At 31.7% G+C, this 23,581-nt stretch carries 14 protein-coding genes; 1 reads left to right on the top strand and 13 read right to left on the bottom strand.

The annotated features are described in order from the left end of the window. Positions 1-8: 8 nt before the first annotated feature. From WHD07_RS00780 to WHD07_RS00775, 3 genes are read right to left on the bottom strand one after another with little or no spacing between them, the layout of a single operon-like run. Complete coding sequence (locus WHD07_RS00780; protein ID WP_343329644.1) at positions 9-2,855, bottom strand: glycoside hydrolase family 2 protein; 2,847 nt, start codon at positions 2,853-2,855, stop codon at positions 9-11. Positions 2,856-2,865: 10 nt separating this feature from the next. Further along, positions 2,866-3,054 carry a glucuronate isomerase gene (locus WHD07_RS18245; RefSeq protein WP_422897646.1) on the bottom strand — a complete coding sequence of 63 codons (189 nt, stop codon included), beginning with the start codon at positions 3,052-3,054 and terminating at the stop codon, positions 2,866-2,868. Continuing rightward, positions 3,036-3,299, bottom strand: coding sequence for a glucuronate isomerase (locus WHD07_RS00775; RefSeq protein WP_343329643.1), 264 nt, complete (start codon positions 3,297-3,299; stop codon positions 3,036-3,038). Before WHD07_RS00775 ends, WHD07_RS18245 begins: the two co-directional genes overlap by 19 nt. A gap of 172 nt (positions 3,300-3,471) precedes the next feature. Between WHD07_RS00775 and WHD07_RS00770 the strand changes: the two genes are divergently transcribed. Further along, positions 3,472-4,638 (top strand): hypothetical protein, encoded by a 1,167-nt coding sequence (locus WHD07_RS00770; protein WP_343329642.1) that lies wholly within the window; start codon positions 3,472-3,474, stop codon positions 4,636-4,638. A 124-nt stretch (positions 4,639-4,762) separates the two neighbouring features. Here WHD07_RS00770 and WHD07_RS00765 read toward each other — a convergent pair whose 3' ends face one another. The 10 genes from WHD07_RS00765 to WHD07_RS00720 all read right to left on the bottom strand — a co-directional run bounded on the left by WHD07_RS00765 (position 4,763) and on the right by WHD07_RS00720 (position 23,484). After that, positions 4,763-6,358 (bottom strand): sulfatase, encoded by a 1,596-nt coding sequence (locus WHD07_RS00765; RefSeq protein ID WP_343329641.1) that lies wholly within the window; start codon positions 6,356-6,358, stop codon positions 4,763-4,765. Positions 6,359-6,364: 6 nt separating this feature from the next. Beyond that, entirely contained in the window at positions 6,365-7,486 is a 1,122-nt protein-coding gene (locus tag WHD07_RS00760) for a glycoside hydrolase family protein (RefSeq protein WP_343329640.1), read from the bottom strand. Positions 7,487-7,612: 126 nt separating this feature from the next. Further along, entirely contained in the window at positions 7,613-9,739 is a 2,127-nt protein-coding gene (locus WHD07_RS00755) for a glycosyl hydrolase 115 family protein (RefSeq protein ID WP_343329639.1), read from the bottom strand. Between the two features lies 1 nt (position 9,740). Further along, complete coding sequence (locus tag WHD07_RS00750; RefSeq protein ID WP_343329638.1) at positions 9,741-12,215, bottom strand: hypothetical protein; 2,475 nt, start codon at positions 12,213-12,215, stop codon at positions 9,741-9,743. A 136-nt stretch (positions 12,216-12,351) separates the two neighbouring features. Beyond that, positions 12,352-13,902 (bottom strand): sulfatase, encoded by a 1,551-nt coding sequence (locus WHD07_RS00745; protein WP_343329637.1) that lies wholly within the window; start codon positions 13,900-13,902, stop codon positions 12,352-12,354. Continuing rightward, positions 13,889-15,388 carry a sulfatase-like hydrolase/transferase gene (locus tag WHD07_RS00740; RefSeq protein WP_343329636.1) on the bottom strand — a complete coding sequence of 500 codons (1,500 nt, stop codon included), beginning with the start codon at positions 15,386-15,388 and terminating at the stop codon, positions 13,889-13,891. Before WHD07_RS00740 ends, WHD07_RS00745 begins: the two co-directional genes overlap by 14 nt. An 18-nt stretch (positions 15,389-15,406) precedes the next feature. Further along, positions 15,407-16,828: a sulfatase gene (locus tag WHD07_RS00735; RefSeq protein ID WP_343329635.1), complete on the bottom strand. Its 1,422-nt coding sequence runs from the start codon at positions 16,826-16,828 to the stop codon at positions 15,407-15,409. A 391-nt stretch (positions 16,829-17,219) separates the two neighbouring features. Then, a complete protein-coding gene (locus WHD07_RS00730; RefSeq protein WP_343329634.1) occupies positions 17,220-19,670 on the bottom strand; it encodes a glycoside hydrolase family 2 TIM barrel-domain containing protein in 2,451 nt (816 codons plus the stop codon). A gap of 17 nt (positions 19,671-19,687) precedes the next feature. Next, positions 19,688-21,223: a sulfatase-like hydrolase/transferase gene (locus WHD07_RS00725; protein ID WP_343329633.1), complete on the bottom strand. Its 1,536-nt coding sequence runs from the start codon at positions 21,221-21,223 to the stop codon at positions 19,688-19,690. Between the two features lie 173 nt (positions 21,224-21,396). Continuing rightward, the gene (locus WHD07_RS00720) at positions 21,397-23,484 is read right to left on the bottom strand and encodes a LamG domain-containing protein (RefSeq protein WP_343329632.1); all 2,088 of its coding nucleotides are present in this window, start codon (positions 23,482-23,484) and stop codon (positions 21,397-21,399) included. Positions 23,485-23,581: the final 97 nt, after the last annotated feature.

The raw sequence follows: 23,581 nt of genomic DNA, 5'->3' as shown, positions 1-23,581 counted from the left end.
CTTTAAATTTATTTGAAATTAAATGTTAATTCTATTACAATCGGTTCGTCATCATTTCCAAAATAATGTTCAGGATTTCCATGTGGCCCCATACTTTCTGGTTTTTGAAACTTGGTTCCAATTCCAGGGATATTTTTCACAAAAGAAATATCTCCTTTCGGAAACTCTGGAGATACACGTCCTTTTAGGTCATACTTTGGTTTTTGTGGCGTTAGCATTCGCAAATATGTATGTGGAGAATGACAAAAAACAGTAAAACCATTGTCATTATTTCCTTTTAATTTTGTCCAATAAACACTCGAGAAAAACCCTTTAAATTCCGGATATACAAACCCTGATTCACCCGTTACCGTGTTATTATAGTCATTTTCCCAAACCTGAAATTTTGTTCCTTTCATTCTATTTCTCCAAACTCTGTAAGGACCATCTCCTAACCATTTCATACCAGCAACCTCTTTTTCTGGAAATGAAAATGTAATTCCTCTAAAACCTTTTAAATTTCTAAAACCTTTAAATTCTACTTTTAAATCTAGCAAACCATTTGCATGTACCGTCCATTTTATAAAATCAGAACGTTTTTCTTTAATAGTAGACCAAGAAGGAGACCTACTTTTTTCTTCGAAAACAACTGTAATTTCTACGGTATTTTCTAATGATTTTACACTTACATTTTCAATTTTATCATTCTGATTTAAAATAACAGGACCATTATGTAACGGAATTACCTTGTTTCCTTTTTTAACTTGCGCTAACAAACCCGTTTTATCAGAAAATAAATACGTCATCTCATTTGCCACAACTTTTATTTGATTCTTCTGTGTCTCTATTTTAATATTTCCTGAAGTTGAATAACCAATTTTTGGTAGATTTACTTGCTTTGGTGTTTGCACAGGATAAGTCCAAGTAAAAATTTCTTTTCCTTGAGGATTTACCGCTGTTACATGCAAGGCATCTGCTGTTTCCCAATTTTTAGGTTTATCAATATTGAATTTCCCCTTAACTCCTGGAGATAAACGAGGCAATTGAACATTACTTTCTGAAATAATTGATGGCTTTGTAGTTCCTGTTGGTCCATCAAACTTTAACCATTTTGCCGTCATTTTGCAATCGCCTAAATTGGTATAATGAAATCTATTTTCTATACGAAAGACACCATTAAAATCGGCATTAATAAATCTATCTTCTATAAAAATTGGAGACCAAATTTCTTTAATCGTAAAATAACTTCCCTCTTTCTCGTCATAAGGTCCAACAATACCATCAGCAGCTTTGTTTCCTTGTAAATCAATTTCGTTATTCCTATCGGTTCTTTCTATGCCTTCATCAGCAAAATCCCATAAAAAACCACCTGCAGATTGCGGTAAACTCCACATTTTCTCCCAATAATCTTCTAATCCTGCGCCATGACCTCCATCATACAAACCGTGTAAAAACTCTGTTGGAAATAAAATTTTCTCTTTTGAATACGAATCATTTACCAAAGAATGATAATGGCTATAATGAATGGTATTTGTTTTTTTGTAAATACTCCAAGGATGAATTACTTCTCTATTCTGAATATCCCATTTTGCATAATCATCATCTACCTCAGGATTCCAACCTTGCTCATTTCCGTTTGCCCATAATAAAATGGAAGGATGATTTACATCACGTACAACGGTTTCTTTTACAATTTTACGCGCAACTTTGGTATCTAACATTGGGTTGTGCCACGTACAAATTTCATCAATCACAAAAAGCCCTATAGAATCACAGGCTTCTAAAAAATGTTTGTCTGGCGGATAATGAGCCATTCGTACAGCATTCATATTCATATCCTTCATCATTTTCACATGTTTAATACTCAATGCTTTTGACGTAGTTCTCCCTGAACTTGGATGAAAAGAATGACGATTTACACCCTTAAATTTAATACGTTCTCCATTTACATAAATACCATCACCTGCTAAAATCTCAACCGTTCTAAAACCAATTTTTTGAGTTACTTTATGAAGTACTTTCTTTTTATTATCTAACAAATTAACTTGTAACTTATATAAATTTGGTTGCTCAGCATTCCACGTCAAAATATTAGAAGCCTTCGTTTTTACGGTCCATTTTAATTTTTCTTTTTGAATACTTTCTACAGCTAAATCCTGAATTTTATTTCCATCTACATTCAAAAGAGATAAACTTATGGCTTGTGCCTTTTTAGCATTTAAAAATACATCTGCAATTATTTCTCCGTTAGCTTTTACATCCACTGCCAAACGATTCATATTTTCCTTTGGAGAAACTGTTAAATATACTGGTCTATAAATTCCTCCAAAAATCCAAAAATCGGCATTACGCTCTGCATGATTTATAGACTCATTAGATGAAACTTTATGAACTTTAACTTCTAGTAAATTTGATGTTCCGTATTTTAAAAGTTTAGAAATATTGTATTTAAATTCATAAAAAGAACCTTGATGAATTTCTCCTGCCAATTTTCCATTAATTTTTACTTCAGCATCGGTCATTACCCCCTCAAAAACAATGTTGATGTCTTTGTTTTTCCACTCTTTAGAAACCTCAAAAGTATGTTTGTACAAACCCACTTCTTTCGCTCTATTATTAACATCATCAGATCCATAATTATAAGCGCCAAATCCTTTTTGTTCCCAACAAGAAGGCACTCCTATTTTGGTCCATTTCCCACTATTTCTTCCTTCTGAACAGAAAAAATCCCAATCCACTAAATCATCACTTCCGGTACCAGACAAGTATTTAACTTCTGTTTTTACACTATTTTCTAAAGATGATTGATGCTGAGCTACACCCAATTGTGCTGTAAAAACAACAAGTGCAAGCACATACTTATTTAATTTTTTCATATACTATCTTTTAATCAAATTTGAAATGTTTTTTTGAATTGTAGTAGCAAATATCTTTTACCATACCGCTTAACAATTCTTTATCATGAGGTATCAATCCCTTTTCAATATCATTCCCCAATAAATTACATAGAATTCTTTTAAAATAATCATGATGTATGTTTAATATCTTAAGATATTCTAAACTGTTTCTGCCCATTTTTCAAACTTATTCCAATTACAATACTTTTCTGAAACGCCATTTTTTCTCATAGCTCTCCATTTATAATGGTCGCCATCTAACCACAAATGAGTTAAATTTCTAAAATTTTTATTTTCTGATATCACTTTCTGATCTAAATAAAACTGATAATCAACAATATGCCTTTTTCCCAGACCTTCATGTAACAAACTTTTAGCTACATTGGTTTCTAAAATAAAGTCTTGATTAATAAATAGTTTCATTTTTAGTTTGATTTACATATCACAGTTAGCATCTAGTACCCTAAAAACCTTCTCTTTTAAAAAACACAATTTCAAAGTTAGGCACACCAATTCATTTTTGTAACTTTAACGCTACTTTAACGGTAGTTATAACGGTTAAAGTTCTTAGAATTTAAGTGTAATACCTTTTTATATGAGTCTAAAAAAACCAATACTAACTAACGAACAAAAACAAGAAATTGTTTCTAAAATAAAAAAGAGTAAAACACTAAAAAATGCTCCAACAAGCAGTGCATTACTGCAATATTTACATGAAGCTACTTTAAAAAACACAACTTTAAAAGAAGGTGTTATAGATATTGATTTTTTTGGAAGTAAAGAGATAACAGATAAAAACAATCCGCGTGTTAGAGTAAACGTATACAATTTAAGAAAAAAACTAATCGCGTATTATGCCACAGAAGGCAAAGAGGATCTTTGGATATTACACATTAAAAAAGGACAGTACAAAGTAAGTTTTACAAAAACTGAAACACCACAAAAAACATTTCAGAAAATTAATTGGCAAATAATTATTCCGTATGCATTATTAATTGGTGTAATTGCCTTTTTTATCATCAATAACAGAGCTCCAAAACCCCCGAAATTGTGGGAAGAATTTTTCAAAAACAATTCACAAACAAATTTATTTATTGGTGATCATTTTGGAATTACAGGAAAAACAATTTCCAAAGGTTATGGATGGACACGAGATTTTAACATCAACACAAATGAAGAGTTTCATTCCTTAATTGATAAAAACCCAGAATTAAAAAACCTAATTAAACCTTCTAAATACAGTTACAGTACACGTATGGGCGCTTTGGCAACTCAGAACATACAGAAATTTTTTCAGCAATATGATAAAAATTTCGACATCCGATTTTCTACTCAAACCTCTATTCCGGAAATAAAAGAAAAGAATGTGATTTACGTAGGACCTACAAAAAATAAAAATCAATTTTTACCTTTTTTTAATGAAGGAAACCCTTTTTGTAAAATTTCTAATGAATTTATAACCATTAAAAATCACCCTAAAATAAAAGACCAAATTATTAATTTGAAAACTAAAACAGCATCTGAAGAATATGCCATTGTTTCTAAATATACCAGCTTAGGTAATAAACAACATTTTGTTTTCTTTTCTCATCATGACATTGGTGTAAGTGCCACTGTTGCTTATTTTACAAATATGGATAGTATTACAAAATTTGAAAGCACCTATTTAAAAGAGCAGCATCATTTTACAGCCATTTTTAAAGTAAAAGGTGTGAACAGAACCGACACCAATATTAAACTTTTACACGTGATTCCTTTTTAATACAAAAAATTTATAGTCATAAAAAAATCTCTAAGAAACGTCTTAGAGATTTTTTTTATAATTACAGCATACATGTAAACTAAAATCAATTTAAAATATATTTATTGTTCAAACAGCATTCAAATTAATCTATGGTTTGAAAACTTCCCCACCAATCATTTTTAGGATCAAAATCTGAAGATAAATATGACATTCTTTGTTTCTCTAAACTTTGTAACTTTTTAGTAGCCATTTTTTGTAAATGCGCCTCCTCTAAAGCGGCATTATATGTCGGATCTTTTTCAGGATAATTTGCACCTACTTCTTTCAAGTAATTAAAAAGTTCTGTTTTTAATGCGGATGCTATTTCTTGATTTTCTTTAGAAATTTCATGCATTTCTTCTTCATCATTTTTCAAATTGAACAACTCCCCTCTTTCATCTTCATAATAATGAATAAATTTCCAATCTCCTTTTCTAATAACTGATGACGGTTCTCCTCCTTGATTACCATAATGTGGATAATGCCAAATTAACGGGCGCTCTTTAATAGTTCCTCCTGTAAATAAAGGCAACAAACTAACACCATCTAAATGAGCTTCTGGCTTTAATTTTACACCTACCAAATCTAACAAAGTAGGATAAAAATCTGTCCCAGAAACGGGCGTATTGTTCTCTTTAATACTGTTTTTTAACCAAGGAACTTTTATAAAATAAGGTTCTTTAATTCCTCCCTCGTATTGGTATCCTTTACCGCCTCTTAATGGTAAATTAGAAGTTGAATAAGAATCTCCTGCCGAAACGCCTCCATTATCTGAAGTAAACACAACAATGGTATTTTCTGCCAATCCTAAATCTTCTAATCCTTTTAACACAGCGCCAACAGCATCATCCATAGATTCTACCAAACCACCATAAATAGGATTGTCTTGAGTTTCTCTCATTGGTAAAAATTTCTTCATTTTAAAAGAATGCTCAGCAATACCATTTTTCTCAGCTTTCTTGCGATATTTCTCCCATTTATCTTTTGACGTTTGAATTGGTCCATGAACCGCATAGAAAGATAAATAAGCAAAGAATCTTTTATCCTTATTATCCTTCATAAAGTTTACCGTTTCTTTTGCCAAACGCATACTTAAATTCTCACCATCTTTTCCATCTTTTAAATTATCATTTTTATATGGAGAAAAATAACCTCCTCGAGGTCCACCAGCATCCCAACCTGCTTTGTTAATATCAAAACCATGATCTTCTGGCCACGATCCTTTTTCTCCTAAATGCCATTTCCCTGCAAAAAAGGTAGCATATCCCGCGGCTTTTAAAGCCTCTGGCAACGTAACATCTTTATGAGACAAACTATGTTTGTACTTGGCTGGCATTAATTTAGAAAATCTTTTTTTCTCTCTCCATTTTTCACCTTCTCGCGCACCAATCCAATCTGTAATTCCGTGACGTGCAGGAAATTTACCATTCATAATACTTGCTCTAGAAGGGCTACAAACTTGACAAGTAGCATAACCATTGTTAAAAACAGTACCCTCTTTTGCAATACGATCTATATTTGGTGTTTCATAAAAACTATCGTTTCTATAACTTAAATCATTATAACCATAGTCATCTGCCAAGATAAATAGGATGTTTTTCTTTTCTGGTTCTTTAGTTTTTTTCTCAACTTTTTGATTTGTATTACAAGACATGAGTAATACAACTGCTACAGACAAAAGTATTGTTGCTTTTTTCATTATTTTTTATTTATCAACATTATTATATTCAATAGGAATTGCAATATTCCCGTTGACATTATTATCATAAACCGCCACATAAATCATAATTGGCTGCCCTTTTTCATTGGTTAACACAAAAGGACGCTCAACACGTTTTGGTTTCCAAATTGTTCCATCCGAAAGTACAAATTCTTTCTTCATAAAAACACTTCTTTCATTCTGTTGCCAATCAAAACCATTTTCTGAACTAAACAATGCTAAATCCTTTTTTCCCATTACATGGCAAACCATATAATGTTTGTTCATCACTTGATCAAACCACATACACGCATCTTCTGTTTGTGCTTCTGCATACACTGGTTTCTTTTTAAAATTAAAAGGACCTTCTGGTTTTGTAGAATTACCAACTAACTGAATTCTAAAAGGTTCATCATATTTTAAATCATCACCTTTCATAATCATTAAATACTCATTGTCTTTATAAATAACGGCAGGATTTACTGCTATTTTTTTAAACTTTTCATCATCTGGTCCTACCACAACATTTTTAGATCTTACAAAAGGACCCGCAGGATTATCTGCTACGGCAACACCAATACGTTGGCTATCTCTAATAGCTGTTCTATTTTTATTAAACCAATCTTCATTCGGATATTCAATAGCATCTTTTTCAAGCAATGCTTTGATATCATTGGCAATATAGTACAAACAAATTTTTCCTTCGGCAATAATTGCATACGGATTGTGAGAATTATTCAAATCCCATCCGGTTGTTTTTCTATCTTGTAAAACCACATTTACAAATTTAAATGGTCCCGCTGGATTGTCTGAAACGGCATGTGCAATTTCACAATTGGTCATCCAACCTTTGTGCTCATATTTCTTATTCCAACGAGAATAATAGGCGTGGTATTTTCCTTCCCATTTTACCACACTTAGTCCCCAAACGTAATTATCTGGCTCTACCAATACTTGTTTTATGGTCTCATTATTTTGAAAACTAGCTACCGTTTCTGGCGATAATGGTGTAAAACTTATATTTTTATAATCTCTTATTTCTTCTACTTTACTTTTGTCTTGTACGTTAGATTTACAAGAAAATAATGCAAAAAAACTGAATGCTATGAGTATATTTTTTTTAATCATCAATGTATATTTTTTTAATTTTGGTTTTAATTTTGAAAAACAGTTAAGTGTTTTCCTGTTGTTGTTAATTATAATAAAGATCTAAATATATTGTACTTTTTAAAATATTGAAGTATTCTTTATCACCTAATCTGCATTCTCCATATAAATAAGTTCTTTCTGATATTCACTCTCAAAAGAAGGTTGGTATTTGTATTGAATACCAGGAGTTTTAGAATTACGATTTTTATATTCTAAATTAAAAAACTTTAGATCTTTAACGTGTAAAAGGTAATTTTCTAACACCTCTTTAATACGATACGTTAAAGCAGTTTCATCCCAACGGTACCAATCTTTGAATTTACCCGATCCGTTTTGTTCTATTTTTTTCTCCACATCAAGTGCTTTTTTGGCATGTTCTAAAGCTGCATATGCCGCTAATTCACTTTTATGATACTCCTTATTTAAATACGCTTTTAACGATGTTGAAAAATCAGCCGCCATAGCTGTTAGATTTAACATTTTTTCTGTTGGAAGCGCCATATCTATTGTATAAAAATTTAGTCTACTTCCTTTTAATTCTCCTTTGGCTTCTAAGGTGTTTTGTACGGAAACAGCCCATTTTTCTTCTGCTGAAGTGTATATTTCTGAATACGCATCTAACACAAAATTCATTTTAGCATTAAAATCTTTCAAGTCCAAAAATGCTTTTTTTCCGTTTCCTGGAAACTCTTTCTTAAAAAAACTATCATCCATTTCTTTTTGATAGGCCATATTTAATAAACGTTCTACATAAAAAAAGTACCATTCATCTCCTGGTTTTCGTTCTGGATCACCAAGATCAAACTGATTGGTTAAAAAGTCTTTGTAACTCTGAACAACCGCAAGAGAACTGGAATTGAATTTGTTTTTGGCATACCAATTGAAATAATAATTGCCATTAGGTTCCTTTTTATAGGCATCAAAATTATTCATATAATTCACCATTTGCTGAACGCCAAATATTTTCTCTTTAAAATTCCCCACATTTAATACAATCATATCGGTTAATCCATGCGAAATTGCCTTATCCATTTCTCTGTGTAAAACATCTGGATGAATGGTATTAATACGCAAATGTGTTCTACGATTATGATAAGATACATGTTGATAAACGCCTTTACCTAACGTTGTATTCTCTGCAGATTGCCATGTGCCTTCCGGAAATTCACCATAGCCTTGATCTGAAAACAATATCATGGTGTTTTTTGGATATTTAATAAGACCTTCACGATACATACCACCAAGTTCTCCCCATAAATACCCACACACTAAAGGATCTTCTTCACCTCTAATTTCTTTAATAAGGTTGTACTGAGTTTCAATAACTTCGTTTACAATTTTTGCTTTCTCAGCGGCAGAACTTTTACGAGACATGCTTGGGTCATCATCCCAAAAAGCACGATCTAACAAGCCTCTAAAATTTAAAGTCCAAATTACATTCTTCCCTTTTTGTCTTTCAATGGCATCTCTCCAAAATTTAACAAAATATTCTTTGTGTGTAGACCAAGAATACGGAATGTTTTTTGGCCAATAAAGTGGCACACTTCCCACGGGTTCTGCATGATGTTGCGCAATATACAACCCCATATCTGAGGCTAATTTAAGATGAGCCTCATCTGCTAAAACCAACGTAGACGGAATTACACCCGTCATTTTAAGTCGTAACATGGTTTCATAAAATTTTTCCATAAATTCTAAGTTGAAACCATGTGTTAATTTTTCCATCTGAAAACCAACAATTAAATCTTCATCATTCACAAAAAATACTCGATGTTTATAGGTATACGGTTTTGACGTAATTTCTCCAGACTTAATTTTCAAAGAGTGTACCATTTTAGGTACTATATCTGTAAAATAGATAAACGGATCTATGCCTAAATAATCTTCGGAAAAAGCATAAATAGCATGAATTAAACCAAGTTCATCAGCTCCATTAAAGATGATTTTTTTATCAGAAATTTCAATTTTATAGCTATCAAAATCTTTACGATTTTTATCGATATTCAACTCAATATTTATAACTTTTTTTAATGATTTTGTGGTACCAAACTTTACATTAAAATCTTTTTTAAGTGCTTTTACAGCATACATTACCGCTTTAGAATTGCTATTATCTTTAATCGAAATATTGTTATATATTTCTATATTTTTTGCATTTAACACGGTTATTGACAAGAAGAAAAACAACAAGCCAAACGATTTTCTTAATTTTAAATTTACTTTATATTTCATATTAATTTGCTACTAATTTAGAATATCCTATTAATAATGCTCCCTTTGTAGTTTTACCTAATAACTTACCTACAAAATTCTTATCTGTAATTCCGTTTCCATCACCCTTAAAGGTTACAATAAGATCTTTACCTTTCTTTTTTGATTTCATCATTTTACAACCTTTCCCAAAATCTACTTCTTCAGACGCGCCAAATCGTAAAGAACTTAAATCAATATCTTTCTGAGCATCGAATCCTTCTTCAGAAATAATTCTAATTTTGATACTTTTTGTATGCTGATTTACCTTCTTTTTGTTTAACATTTTAATGCGTTTATGCTTCACCAAAGGCATTATTATGTTTTTTGAATTGTGCTTATCTTTTGCTAAATCATCTGCCTTAGGAACATCGATAACCGCTAAAGATAAATGTGTTGCTCTTCCATATTTATCTTGTAAAACATGGGGTCTTTCTAACTTATACCAATGCGTTTGTGTTCCGTCTTCATATGAAGTATTGTGTGGCGTATAGGCTGTACCTGGGTTAAATTTCCAATGGATTCCATCTGCAGAGCGCAAATAAATGGCTCTATAATCTAAAAATGCGTTAATCATCATATGAAACTGCACCTCATCTTTCCAAAGCACCGGATCTTCATAATTAGAATTACGGTATTTTTCTGGAATTATAGGATTGTGTCTAATTTCTTTGGATACAATTTTATATGGACCCAAAGGATTCTTGCTTTCACTAAGCATTATTCCTCCGGCTTTGGTTACAAATAAAAAACGTCCATCAGGTAAATGCAAACCCGATAAATTTCTATAAAACACATAACTTCGCTGTTCAGGAACATCAGAATTAGAAAGATCTACGTTGATAGTTCCCAAACGTTTCCAAGGACCTGCCATTGATTTTGAAGTAAACAATGTAGCTTCCCAATCTATTAAAGAATAGAGCATGTAAGTGCCATCATTCAATAGAATAATATCGGGATTATGACCAAGACCGTTATGAAAATCATAGGCCAACTCTTTTTTAACTTTGTAAGGTCCAATAGGATGCTCAGAAACCGCATAAGCGATTGTAGAAAAAGGCCATTCCCAATGACCTTTGGTTGCATTTGCTGGCCAACGCGTTACATTCATATGAAATTTACCATCTTTATCTTCTATTGGTCTTCCTCCCCAATAACTCCATTCTGGATCTTCAATTCCGTTATGTATATCACGAGGAATCACACCTTCTGCTCCCCAAACATCCGCTCTTAATTTATCTGTAATAGGCATTGGTAAAATTAAATCACTAAACGAAGTCCCCAAAACAGCCTTTACTTTTGCTTTTATTGGTTTTGAAGCGTTGCTTTTATTGCCACTAAAATCATAAGCAAAAATAAAATATGTATTTTCTACATCTTTAACAGGCGTAAAATCTACAAACTTATTGTTCTTAACATTGTAGGCAATCTGACGTAAATTATTTCCTTCGGAATCTCCTCTGTACACAGCATAACTTGCCACATCTTTATCAATGCTTTTTTTCCAATTAATTTGAACTTCAGTTTCAAAAACAGTTGCTTTTAAATCTGTTGCAGGAGCCGGAGCTACCGTATCCATTTTTGTGATGGTTGCCACTGGCGATTTTGAAGATTCTTGTACGCCAACTCTTGTAACCAAATAATGATATTCTTTACCATTTATTAAAGTATCATCTGTATAATTTAAAGTCTTTATATTACTAGCTAATTTTTGATAAGCAGTGCCAATTTTCTCTCCTCTATACACATTGTATTCAACGCCATCCTTAAATTTATGATCTATCCATTTCAATTTTATACCTTCGGAAACAACGTTGGCTTTCAATATCTCTGGCCCATTGGTTTCTGGGTTTTGAACGCTAATATTTACATAATTTAGAAAAACTTTCACACCTTGATTAGAATGCAAAACAGCTCTTACAAAAGGCATCTTATTCGCTGCGTCTTCTTTTGTTATGGTATAGGTTCCTTTAAATTCTTGAACCTTTAAATCTCCTCCTTTAATGGCTATATTTTCGGCTAAAATTCTTTCTTTATCACCAAAAACAAGACTGATTGTAATTGTAGCTCCACAATCATATTCAGAATCTGTTCCAAACCCCCAATTTAAAACATCACCTTCTTTAGGTTTGTTATATGCCGAAATATTGTCTAGCACTTTAGATTCTATAACTCCTTTAGCAACCGAACTATAAATTCTACCTTGAAACAATGCCATTTGGCTATCTCCTGTATGCTTATTATTACCATGACTACAAGTCCACATAGGAGATTGTAACCCTTTTCTCCATGAATAAGCTTTCACTAATTCAAAATTTCCATCATTTACATTTTTATGAGGAGAATTATCTCCTAACAATGTAATTTGAGCATTCGTAGGTAAGTGAAGCAACAAAACGAGAAAAAAAAGTGTCTGTACTTTTTTAAGCATGCAATAAATCATTTTTAAACTGTTCATAATTATATTATTTTATCTGAACAACATTCATACTACTTTTTAAACTTTTTTAACCTCAAACTCTTTAGCCTCAAAATTAGACTAAGTAGCTATTTTTAGAATACACATATGATTTTATTCAAATCATAAATGAGTTTTAATTAGGCTTTGGAAAATACCTCATAGAAGAATAACGCTTATAGCTATCAAAAACTTCTTTATTTGGTCCTACTACTCTAGCGTCTTTTGTTTTGATGAGTTCTTGTATTAACTCTTCTTTTAAAGCCTTTTCTATAGGTTCATATTCCTTTGTTCCAGATAAATTTGTTAAACAAGCCTTATCTTTTTCTAGATTATACAATTCAAACTCCGGACGTTTTTCAAAAGAAATATCAAAATAATAAACTACCTCATCAACATTTTTGTTTTTGATGATATAACTTTTTGAGGGAGAGCCATCAATATCTGCAAATACGTTATTAACCAGTTTTTTGTTTTCTTTAGACTTGTAACTAACAGGAGCGCCAGCAGGCCATCTTTCCGGAGTGATATTCCATATGTATAAAAAATCTTTTTTACGGATGCTACGTTGCGGAAACCCAAGGTTATTATATCTTGCAGAAGTATGTCTTTCTCTTCCAGAAAACACCGCATTATTAACATTTAATTTCTGGTCTCCTTTTAACACCTTTAAAAAACTATTTCCTGTTATAGATTGCATTTTAGTAGGTGTGGTTTGGGTTATTTCTAAAATAGTAGGAGCTAAATCTACGGCACCCAAAGGTGTTTTTATGATTTTATTTTGCTGAAATTCTTTCGGATAACTAACTGCAAAAGGTACGTGTACTCCATAATCGTAACAATTCGCTTTTGCTCTAGGAAAAGGCATTCCGTTGTCTGCGGTTACAATTACAATGGTATTTTCTAATTCTCCTTTGCTTTTTAAATAGGTTAGCATTCTTTGTAATTGAGCATCAAACCATTCAATTTCTACGGCATAATCCAATAAATCTCCTCTTACCACACCATTGTCTGGTAAAAAAGCGGGTACGGTTACATCTTTTAATTGTTTACTAGTTCTTTTCCAAGAATCTTTTTCGTAACCTCTATGTGCTTCATGTGCTCCGTACCAAAAAAAGAAAGGTTGATGTTCTTTTTTAGAATTCATAAAAGTTTTAAAATTCTCAAAGTAATTTTTAGAACTTATTTTAGTTGTAGTTCGTTCATCATGTACTTCATCATAATGAATTTTATTGTATTCAGGTCCTGCAGCATTCTCTGTTCTCCAAAGTGTTTCTTCTAATTTTTTTTTTGCATAACGGAAAGGAGAAACTCCTTTTCCTGTCATTCCTACCTTATATCCATTGGCTTGTAATTCATCTGCCAATGGCACATATTTTTTCATCCAAGAAGAACCGTGTTGTCCAGATTGTTCATTTTGCCAAGGATATCTCCCCGTAACAATAGAACCTCTGGAAGGTGCACAACCTGGAGATGCTACATAAAAATTAGAAAAATAAATTCCCTCTTTGGCTATTTTATCAAAAGTTGGCGTGTTTACAAAAGTACTCCCTTCAAAACTTGTGTGCTGGTAGGAAATATCGTCACAGATAGCAAACAAAATATTGGGTCTTTTACTAATTTCCTGAGCAGAAGTAAATTCTACTAGAATAAAACAGATTATTACGAAACCTTTAATTTTTTTCATCTTTTAATTTTAATAAGTTATCTACTCTTGTTCCCTTTGGTACTGCTTTTACATTTAATAATTCTCGTACTTTTAATACCTTATCTCCTGATGTTTTTTGCCAATCAAAAAGTACCTTTCGATAGGTTGAAGTCAGTTTTTCAAATTTATTTACCAAAGCTAAATTCTTCTCAGACTGCACATCTGTTTTCAAATCATACAATTCTTCTTTAGGCTTTTTCTCATAATATGCTTTTTGTAAATTATTCAATTTATCTTCCTTGTATAATTTTGTCATACTTTTAAAAGTCAACGCTTTTTTGGCATACCCGTTAGAATTATAAGGCAACTCGGGAAAAAAATGATGGATGTATTGATATTTCTTAGAAATCACCATTCTAGAACAATCAAAAACCCCATCCATACCATCTTTGGTTGCAAACAAATAATCTCTTTCTTTTGGAGCATTACTTAATAAATTTAACCCTTCCATGGTTTTTGGAATAGGTATATTTGCTGCAGATAAACAAGTAGGTGCTAGATCAATAATACTTGCTAATTCAGAATTTACAGTCCCTTTTTTAATGTTGTTTTCCCAACGCATTATCATAGGAACCTTTGTTCCTGTGGTCCATAATTGTTGTTTATGTCTTGGTAATGTAGCTCCGTGATCAGAAGCTAAAATAATTAACGTATTTTCTGACAAACCTTCTTGCTCTAAAGCAGTTAAAAACTTACCTACTTCTTCATCTAAATGTGAAACAGCATCCATACTAGCTGCCAAAATAGAACGGACTTCTTTTGTATCTGCATAGTATTTTGGAATTATTATTTTTGAAGAGTCTACAGCAATGCCTTTTTCTTTCGCCCATTTTCTACCTGGAATAAAACCATGCTTTTTCCCCGTTTCAATATTTGCATAGGCAAAAAAAGGTTGTTCCTTTTCTTTTTTATCCCATTGTCCGCCTTTGAAATAAGTAGCAATGTTTTTAGGGTTGATGATTTGAAGATGTTCAAAAACTTCCTTTCCACTTTCTCCATTATTTTCCGGTTTCCCTCTGTCAAAATTTAAATCTGTTTTGGCAGTTGCTCCGTAAATTTTATTGTACATAAGATCACCATCGCTCTTAAAATTGACTGTAAAATACCCGGCATTTTTCATCAATTCTGTTAATATATGATATCCTTCTGGTAATGTATCTATATAAGAACTTCTGTGGTGTGCTGCACCTATAGTAGAAGAATAACACCCTGTAAACAAACTAGTATGACTTGGGCTACAGACAGTTGCTGCAGCATAAGAACGTGTAAACTTCATTCCTTCTGAAGCTAATTTATCTATATGAGGTGTGTGTACTAATTGGTTACCATAACATTTGAAACTAGGATCTAAATCATCTAAAAATAAGACTAAAATATTTGGACGCTTTTCCTCCTTCTTCTCAGAAGTACATGAAAAAAAAGAGACAATACATAAAAAAAATAATAAGAATATATTTTTCTTCATTTTTTGATTCTAATTCTGTTATAAGTTTGGTAAATACCCTTTATTCATTTTTTTTAATAAAAGCATTAAATCTGCTACTATGTCTGCATTTGTTTTTGCAATATTTATGGTTTCGTTAGGATCTTTTTGATGATCAAACAACATCATTTCTTGTTTTTTTCCATCATTAAAAACAGCCAATCTATAACGATTTGTTCTCATACTAATTTGATCTCTCCAATAGCTAAGCACTGCTTTTCTTGTAGTTTTCTTTGGCTTTTTAAGTATTCCTACAAAACTTTTGCCGTCTAAATTTTCAGGTTTTTTGATGTTTGCTAAATCACAAAGTGTTGGATAAATATCTACAGAAGCAATTAAACTTTTTGTTTGTGTTCCTGCTTTTTTCATTTTAGGCGTTTTCACAATCATGGTACTTTTTAAGGCATTTTCAAACGTACTGTGCTTACCCCAAATAGTTTGATCTCCCAAATGCCAACCATGATCTCCCCAAACAACAACAATGGTATTCTTGTCTAATTTTAATTCTTTTAATTTATCTAATACTTTACCCACTTGCGCATCTACAAATGAAACCGAAGCAAAATTGGCATGAATTACTTGTCTTGCATACTCATCAGAAATACGTTTTCCAGCTCCTCCTTTTTCCGGAGAATAATATTGACCAAAAAACTCACTGTTATCATGTAAAAATTCTTCGGCTACTCCTTCTGGAGCATCAGGATTTGGAGATAACGGAATTGTAGCTCTATCATACAAATCCCAATATTTTTTTGGTGCTGAGAAAGGTAAATGAGGTCTTAAAAAACCAACAGCCATAAAAAATGGTTTTTCTAAATCGGCTCTTTTTTCTAATTCCTTAATTGCTAATTGCGCCACTCTACCGTCTGGATAAACGTCATCCTCCACATCTAACATTTCAAAAGGTGGTGTTGTTTTATTATTTCTTTTTTGTCCGTTGGCATACATTTGATACCCATCTTTATTATTTACAAAAGAATCCCAACTGTGTGGCAGTTCTAGTTTATTTTTTCTTCTCCCGCCAATGCTATGACTAATTTTCCCCATACCAATAGTGTAATAACCATTTCTTTTTAAATGATGAATAAACGTTTCTGGATGCTCAGTTTCGGGTTTTTCTGCCAACGAATTCCCTAAATAAGGATGAAAAATTTCTGCTTTAGATTTTAAATTTTTTCCTGTTAACATTACAGCTCTTGAAGCTCCACAAGTGGGAACTTGCGCAAAATGATTTGCAAACAATCTACCTTCAGAAGCCAACGCGTCTAAATTTGGCGTAATCATATGATTTAAACCGTAAGCATTTAATTGCGGACGTAAATCATCTATTGCTATGAATAAAATATTGGGTTGTTTTTGTTGTGCACTAAGTGCGCTAATAGTAATTAAAAACAACACAATTAATCCTTTCAATTTTTTCATTTTATCTTCTTTTTATTGAATTTACTCATCAATATTTCATTGTTTTTTAGCTTTACTATTAATGTTTTAATTGTCTATACGATGTTGCTCTTCATCTTATTTTTTGTGGATAGTTACGCAGCTTCATTACAACTTATGGAAACGTTATAATAAGTATAAGAATTCTTAATTTTTATCATTCCAACAACTCTAAACAATTTGTTTTTTGCTTTCTTCAAAACTATTTATTATTACTAAGTAATTTAAAAACAGATGTTTTTTTTTGAACAACATATTACAATTACAGCTTGTATTTAACGGATTAAACAAGCTCCTTTATAGATTTAGGACTATTTTTTATCAATACGTAAATTGTTTATTTTTTTATAATACTTGCTGTATTTTTTTTAAGTTAGTTTGATTTTAAATTAATGATTGAAGATTCCAATCCTTTTGAATTCACTGTAAGTTTTATTGAACCTGATTTATTGGTTGATTGTAAGATGACCAAACATTTGCCGTGAAAAGCGGTTCTTTTATTTGCTTTAAAAGGCTCTAACCCCATATTGTCTCCATTACCAACACCTGCTATTGTAGCAGCTCCTTCAATATCAAATTCTAATAAATTATTAGCCGTTGGCACTTCGTTTCCTTCTTTGTCTAAAATGGTACATTCAACATAAATTAAATCTTGCCTGTTAGCTTTCATTTCAGTTCTTCTGGTTTCGATTTTAATTTTTGAAGGTTTCCCTGCTGTACGCACAATTTTTTCGGCTATAATTTTGCCTTTTTTATACGAAACAGCTTTTAATTCTCCAGGACTATAAACAACATTCCAAGTTTGGTATTCAACTTTATTTATATCATTTTTTTGTTTACCTAACGATTTTCCATCTTGAAATAATTCTACTTCATCTCCATTGGTATACCCATAAACTTGTACATTTTCACCCTCCATTCCTTCTAAATTCCAATGTGGAAAAATATGTACCATAGGTTTGTCTGTCCACTGACTTTGATAGAAATAAAAACCATCTTTTGGAAATCCAGCTAAATCAATGGGTGCAAATGAAGATGAACGCGCAGGCCAACCAAAAGGAATTACCTCTCCTAAATAATCCCAACCTGTCCAAATAAACATCCCCATTAAAAATGGAGTTTCTTTAACCAATCTCCAGGCTTCCATACCGCTTTCTCCACGAATATCTCTTTTTTCCACCCAATTAAAAGCATCTTCTTTTTCATACTTAAGCTTATCCCACCAAGCTGTTTTTGCGCTATTATACAAATAGGTAGAACGTGGATAAAATGATTGTGCTGATTCGTGCTCAGTGATAACTGCCATAACATTCGGAAGCAATTCACGTTCTTCATCTAATCGAGCATGTTTGATATAATTAAACCCATAAATATCACTTGTTGCAGCAGCTTCTTGGTTAGGACGTTTAGGATCCCAGTAACCGTGTACTCCGTTTGTTGCAGGACGATAATCTAATTTATGAACAATATCAACCAATCGTTTTCCTATTGGTGCACCTTCTGGAGCACGCATTTGGTCAATTTCGTTACCAATACTCCACATAATTACTGAAGGATGATTTCGATCTCTCAACATAAAATCGGTTAAGTCTTTATCTGCCCATTTTTTAAATTGATGTGCATAATTATGAACGAGTAACTTTTTCTTTTCACCATTCTGAATCGTTGCCGGTTCTTTAGGTTTTTCCCATTCATCAAAAGCTTCATTCATTACTAAAAACCCCATTTCATCGCAAACATCCATAAATTCTTCAGAAAAAGGATTGTGTGCAGTTCGAACAGCATTACACCCCATTTCTCGTAATTTTTCTAATTGACGCTCAATAGTTCTTCTATAAACTGCTGCTCCTAATGGACCTCCATCGTGATGTAAGCAAACACCTTTTAATTTAACTACTTTGCCATTTAATTTGAAACCTTCAGTATTACTGTATTCCAATTTTCTAATACCTGTGCTATTCGTTTCGGTATACACAATTTCATTATTCAGAAGTAATTCTGTTTTTACTGCATACAAATATGGATTTTCTGTATTCCATAATTTCGGATTTTCAACTTTTAATGCAGTCTTATATAATTTTGAATGATTAGCTTCTAAACTTTGGTTTTCTTTTTTTGAAGCAACTACAACACCTTTATTATCTACAATTGAAGTAACAATTTCAAATTCTTTAGACTTCTTAAAATCATTGTTTATAGTCGTTTCAATTTGAAGTGTAGCTTCATTTTTTAAAACATTTATCGGAACTATATAATTACCCCAAATCGGAATATATAATTTATCAGTTGTAATTAATTTTACGTGGCGATAAATTCCTGTTCCTGTATACCAACGAGAACCAGGTTGATTAGAATTATCTAATTTTACGGTAATTATGTTTTCTTTTCCAAAGTTGATCTGTTTAGTCATATCATAATGAAACGAGATATAACCAAAAGGTCTTTTCCCTAATAAATGTCCATTTAAATAAACTTCTGAATTACGATAAGCGCCTTCAAAATAAATAAGTATTCGTTTATTTTTTTGATGCTTAGGCACTGTAAATGATTTTCTGTAAACTACTTTTCCGGTGGGCAACCAACCACCTCTAGAAAATGAAGGATTGGCTTTACTAAAGTTCCCTTCAATACTCCAATCGTGTGGTAAATTTACGGTTCTCCAGTCTGAATCATTAAAATCTGGATTTTCAGTGTTTGCTATTTCACCTGCATAAAACTTCCAGTCAAAATCAAAATTTTCTTTTTTATTTCCCTCTGTTGATTTACTGCACGCTGTAATTAGTACAACCATTAAAAACAGCAAAATATTTATAGTACTTCTCACTTTCTATTATTTAATTATTAATAATAATCCCAAAAATCTACAGGATAATTATTGTGTTCTTTATAATCATTCAATTCAATTGCTTTCTCTTTCATTTCTTTTCGCATAGAGGCTAACAATGTTTTGTATTCTGGTAAAAAGGACAAATTGGTGGTTTCCCAAGGATCTTTTTTAAAATTAAACAATAATGTTGTTTTGCTACCTGCTATAAAATCACCATTTTTATTATCAGAATCTGGAGCTCTTACAAATTCGATTAATTTATAATCTCCTTTTCTATAAGCTCTTTGATGTTGTCTGTAGGCATGATAGGTATAATCTCTAACTTGTTCTTTTTCTCCATTAATTACAGGCAATAAACTTTTTCCTGTTACAGATTTTGGAATTTTTACTTGAACAATATCACAAATAGTTGGGTAAATATCATGAATGTAACTAAAAGCATCTATTCTTCTTCCTTCTCCTTTTATCTTTCCTGAAATAATAAAAGGCACGTGGATTCCATCTTCGTCGTATACATTTTGTTTTCCCATTAAACCGTGATTTCCTACTGCCAATCCACTATCTCCAGACAATACAATAATGGTATTTTCATACTGACCTGTTTTTTTTAAACTCTCTATTACGCGTCCTATTTGAGCATCTAAATGTGTAATAATTGCATAATAATCTGATAATTCTTTACGAGCAACTTCTGGAGTTCTAGGCCATGGAGCTAAAGCTTCATCCCTAATAGCCATATGCCCATTATCAAATGGGTGCTGTGGCATGTAAGACGGTAACAGTTTCATTTTATTTTCAGGATACATTTTTTTATATTTCTTTGGGGCCTGACGAGGATCATGAGGAGCATGAAAAGCCAAATACATAAAAAATGGTTTATCTTTCTGATTCTTTTCTATAAAATCAACTGCATTGTTGGCATAAATTTCAGAAGTATGTGGCCCATCTTTTTCACTATTAATAGGTCCTTTAATTTCTCCTTTTTTAACACCTCTTTTTACAATTTTCCCTTTTTTATCATACACATATATTACGGCATCTTTCTTGGTATATTTTCCATCTGCTCTCCAATCCCATAATGGCATACGGTAATGATCTGTTAAATAAATACCTCTACTCATTATTGTTGCACCGCTGTTAAACATTCTTCCTAAAGACTGATTGTCTTGATGCCATTTACCAACTACATGAGAGTTGTAACCTGCATTTAAAAAAGCTTCGCCAATTGCAGTGTGTTCTTTAGGAATTGTATGTCCTATTCCTTCTAAATCAAACAATCTTCTCCCCGTAAGCAATTGAGCTCTACTAGGCATACAAGTAGCACCGCTATATGCCCCCATTAAATAAGTGTTTGTAAAAATAATACCCTCGTTAGCTAATTTATCTATGTTAGGCGTTTTTACATCTTGTCCGCCTAATGCATGCACTCCAGAGTACCTATGATCATCTGTATAAATTAATAATACATTGGGTTTACTTTGTTTTTTTTGCTGAGCTTGTATTTGTATCACAACAAATAATGCGCATAATACTGTTTTAACTATATTCATTTTTTTTTATCATTACAAGGATTACATATCTCCTCAAAAAAAATATCAACTTTATCATTTTTAGAGAAGAGCCATTATCCATTTTATTAAACATGACAAATAAACAACCAGACCGATTAAATGTTAGGTGAATAAAGAGGGTAAAAAAAGGGGTAAATTCTAGTTAAAGTAATTTATTTTACAAGAAAGCTACATTCTTCGAAGGATAAAGGAAATTTCTCATTTAACGTATCGCTGTAATAAGAAGCAAAAAAAGTATATTTATCTAAAGACAGTTGTTTTTTATTTAATTGTTGCAATGCTGATATTTGATATTTCAACGCAATTTCTGATAAAGGATCTACACTTAACCACATGTGGGATGCTTCTCTTAACTGAACCCAATTTTTAATTTCAAAAGCTGAAATACAAAGCGTTTTTATTTTTTCAACATTTTGATCATCAATTTGAAGAATCAGATTATCAAAATTACTCACCCTTAAAGCTTTACATAATTGTAGGTTCTTAAAGGAATAATTTACAATTTCATGCAACGAAAAATTGTAAAAGAAAACCATATCAATAAAAAAACCATCCTCTATATCAAAAACCCATTTACGGTTTTCATAATTTAATGAAATACCTTCAAAGCTCGATAAAATCTTACGCAAACGATGCACATTGGTACCTCTATTATTTTTTTGTTGAGAAATACTATCTGTTTCCCATAAAAAATCTGACAACTCAGTAGAACCAATATTTCTTTGCTTTACACGAGGGAACAAAAGTATTAAACTAAACAAACGAATTAATGTTGGGGTAAACGCTTGTGAAACATCCATTCCATTTTTATCAAAAGCTTTAAAATTATCGAATAAAAATATTGCGTTGCTTTTTGGAAATTCTTTCTTTTCTATTTCTTTAATAACTACCGTAGTATTTTCTTTTCTCTTTTTACGAATAAACCACAGCGTCAACAAACTGATTATCAATAAAAACATTGATCCAATTACATAAAAAGCGCTATTATTTGTCTTATTAAATAGTAATTTATCGGTCTCTAACTGTCCTTGATACACCGCTTTAATTTCATCATCAGAAAGCACTTTACTCCAAATAGCAAACTCACTCATTTTCCCTTTAAAAACATCTCCCCAAAAGCTATTCCCAATTTCTAAAAAAGTGTCTTTTCCTATATTGCCTCCTATAGCTTGCGTATCTACCAACGCTCCATTAATATAGAAATTAATTCTATCATTGTAATTTATAGTAACCGCCAAATGCACCCAATTCTCCGTATTTATTGCAGGTTGATGACTAACTGATTTAAACACATTAGGAACCGTAAACCATAAAATATTATCGATAGGCTTATATCTAAAAGCAAAGTCTTTGTTTCCACAAATGCCCATTAGTATTTTTTTCTTTTGCGGATTTAACCAAGTTGCTATTGAAATTTGATTTTCAATTTTCAAATCTCTAAACCTCAATAAAGAAGTATCCTTTTTAAAATTAGCAACAAGGCCTTTTTCTGCATCTTGAACAAATTCTACTCCAACTGATTTTTCCAACACCTTAGTTGTTAAAGAATGATCTTTAAAGTCTCCCTGAAGTGGTAAATATATTTGTAGTTTGTGATAGAGGTTTGTTTGACGTAAGCTTGTTTTGTAATCTTCTTTAAAATCGGCTTCAGATAATACTGAATCCCAAATTTTTAATTTATCAAAACTACCTTCTGGTTTTAGATCATAAGGGTCATTACCTACTATTAATTTGGTTCTTTTATGTTTCCACCAATCCGATGAAATATGATCTTTTAGCACGGGTTCTCCATTGTAATAAACAATCAAATTCCCTTCTTTAGAAAGCGTAAAACCTACATGTTGCCAAACATCATTACTTAATAAACTTGTGGTATTGATATTATCTTTTTTATAATGGTTGAATTGAATTTGTCGGTTAGACAAATACCTAAAATAGAACAGACCATCCTCTCCTAAAAGTGTTCCAGAATGCACTTCTAATTGTTTTGGCAAAAACCAAAAACTAGCAGACATTGCCGTTTTACTTTTATTGTCTACTGAAAACGTTTTATTAGAATCATTAAAAAAATCAGCAACTTTTCCTCTTACAGCATCGTTAGTATTGGGTTTTAAATTGATACTTGTTTGCTTACTTAAGTTGTATAAATCATCAGAAAAAAAAGGAATAGGCAACGAGTTTTGAGCAACTAAATTTATTGTTGATATGGCAATAAAAACAAATAATGTTACTAATCTCATTTTTATTTAATTTCTAATATCTAATGATTTTTATTATGGTTGAGGATCAATTTGAATTATTTTTTCTTACTATACCCTAGAAAATAGAATACTAGCT

Origin of the sequence: Polaribacter staleyi (assembly GCF_038024045.1) — a bacterium.
In the GTDB taxonomy this organism is placed as follows: Bacteria; Bacteroidota; Bacteroidia; order Flavobacteriales; family Flavobacteriaceae; genus Polaribacter; species Polaribacter butkevichii.
The sequence above is the reverse complement of the archived record's forward strand: the minus strand, read 5'-3'. Positions and strand labels throughout refer to the sequence as shown.

Coding starts and splice junctions, on each gene's coding strand:
- WHD07_RS00745 (WP_343329637.1), bottom strand. CDS start 13,902: ATGAAAAAAATTAAAGGTTTCGTAATAATCTGTTTTATTCTAGTAGAA.
- WHD07_RS00760 (WP_343329640.1), bottom strand. CDS start 7,486: ATGATTAAAAAAAATATACTCATAGCATTCAGTTTTTTTGCATTATTT.
- WHD07_RS00775 (WP_343329643.1), bottom strand. CDS start 3,299: ATGAAACTATTTATTAATCAAGACTTTATTTTAGAAACCAATGTAGCT.
- WHD07_RS00720 (WP_343329632.1), bottom strand. CDS start 23,484: ATGAGATTAGTAACATTATTTGTTTTTATTGCCATATCAACAATAAAT.
- WHD07_RS00770 (WP_343329642.1), top strand. CDS start 3,472: ATGAGTCTAAAAAAACCAATACTAACTAACGAACAAAAACAAGAAATT.
- WHD07_RS00725 (WP_343329633.1), bottom strand. CDS start 21,223: ATGAATATAGTTAAAACAGTATTATGCGCATTATTTGTTGTGATACAA.
- WHD07_RS00765 (WP_343329641.1), bottom strand. CDS start 6,358: ATGAAAAAAGCAACAATACTTTTGTCTGTAGCAGTTGTATTACTCATG.
- WHD07_RS00750 (WP_343329638.1), bottom strand. CDS start 12,215: ATGAACAGTTTAAAAATGATTTATTGCATGCTTAAAAAAGTACAGACA.
- WHD07_RS18245 (WP_422897646.1), bottom strand. CDS start 3,054: ATGGGCAGAAACAGTTTAGAATATCTTAAGATATTAAACATACATCAT.
- WHD07_RS00755 (WP_343329639.1), bottom strand. CDS start 9,739: ATGAAATATAAAGTAAATTTAAAATTAAGAAAATCGTTTGGCTTGTTG.
- WHD07_RS00735 (WP_343329635.1), bottom strand. CDS start 16,828: ATGAAAAAATTGAAAGGATTAATTGTGTTGTTTTTAATTACTATTAGC.
- WHD07_RS00780 (WP_343329644.1), bottom strand. CDS start 2,855: ATGAAAAAATTAAATAAGTATGTGCTTGCACTTGTTGTTTTTACAGCA.
- WHD07_RS00740 (WP_343329636.1), bottom strand. CDS start 15,388: ATGAAGAAAAATATATTCTTATTATTTTTTTTATGTATTGTCTCTTTT.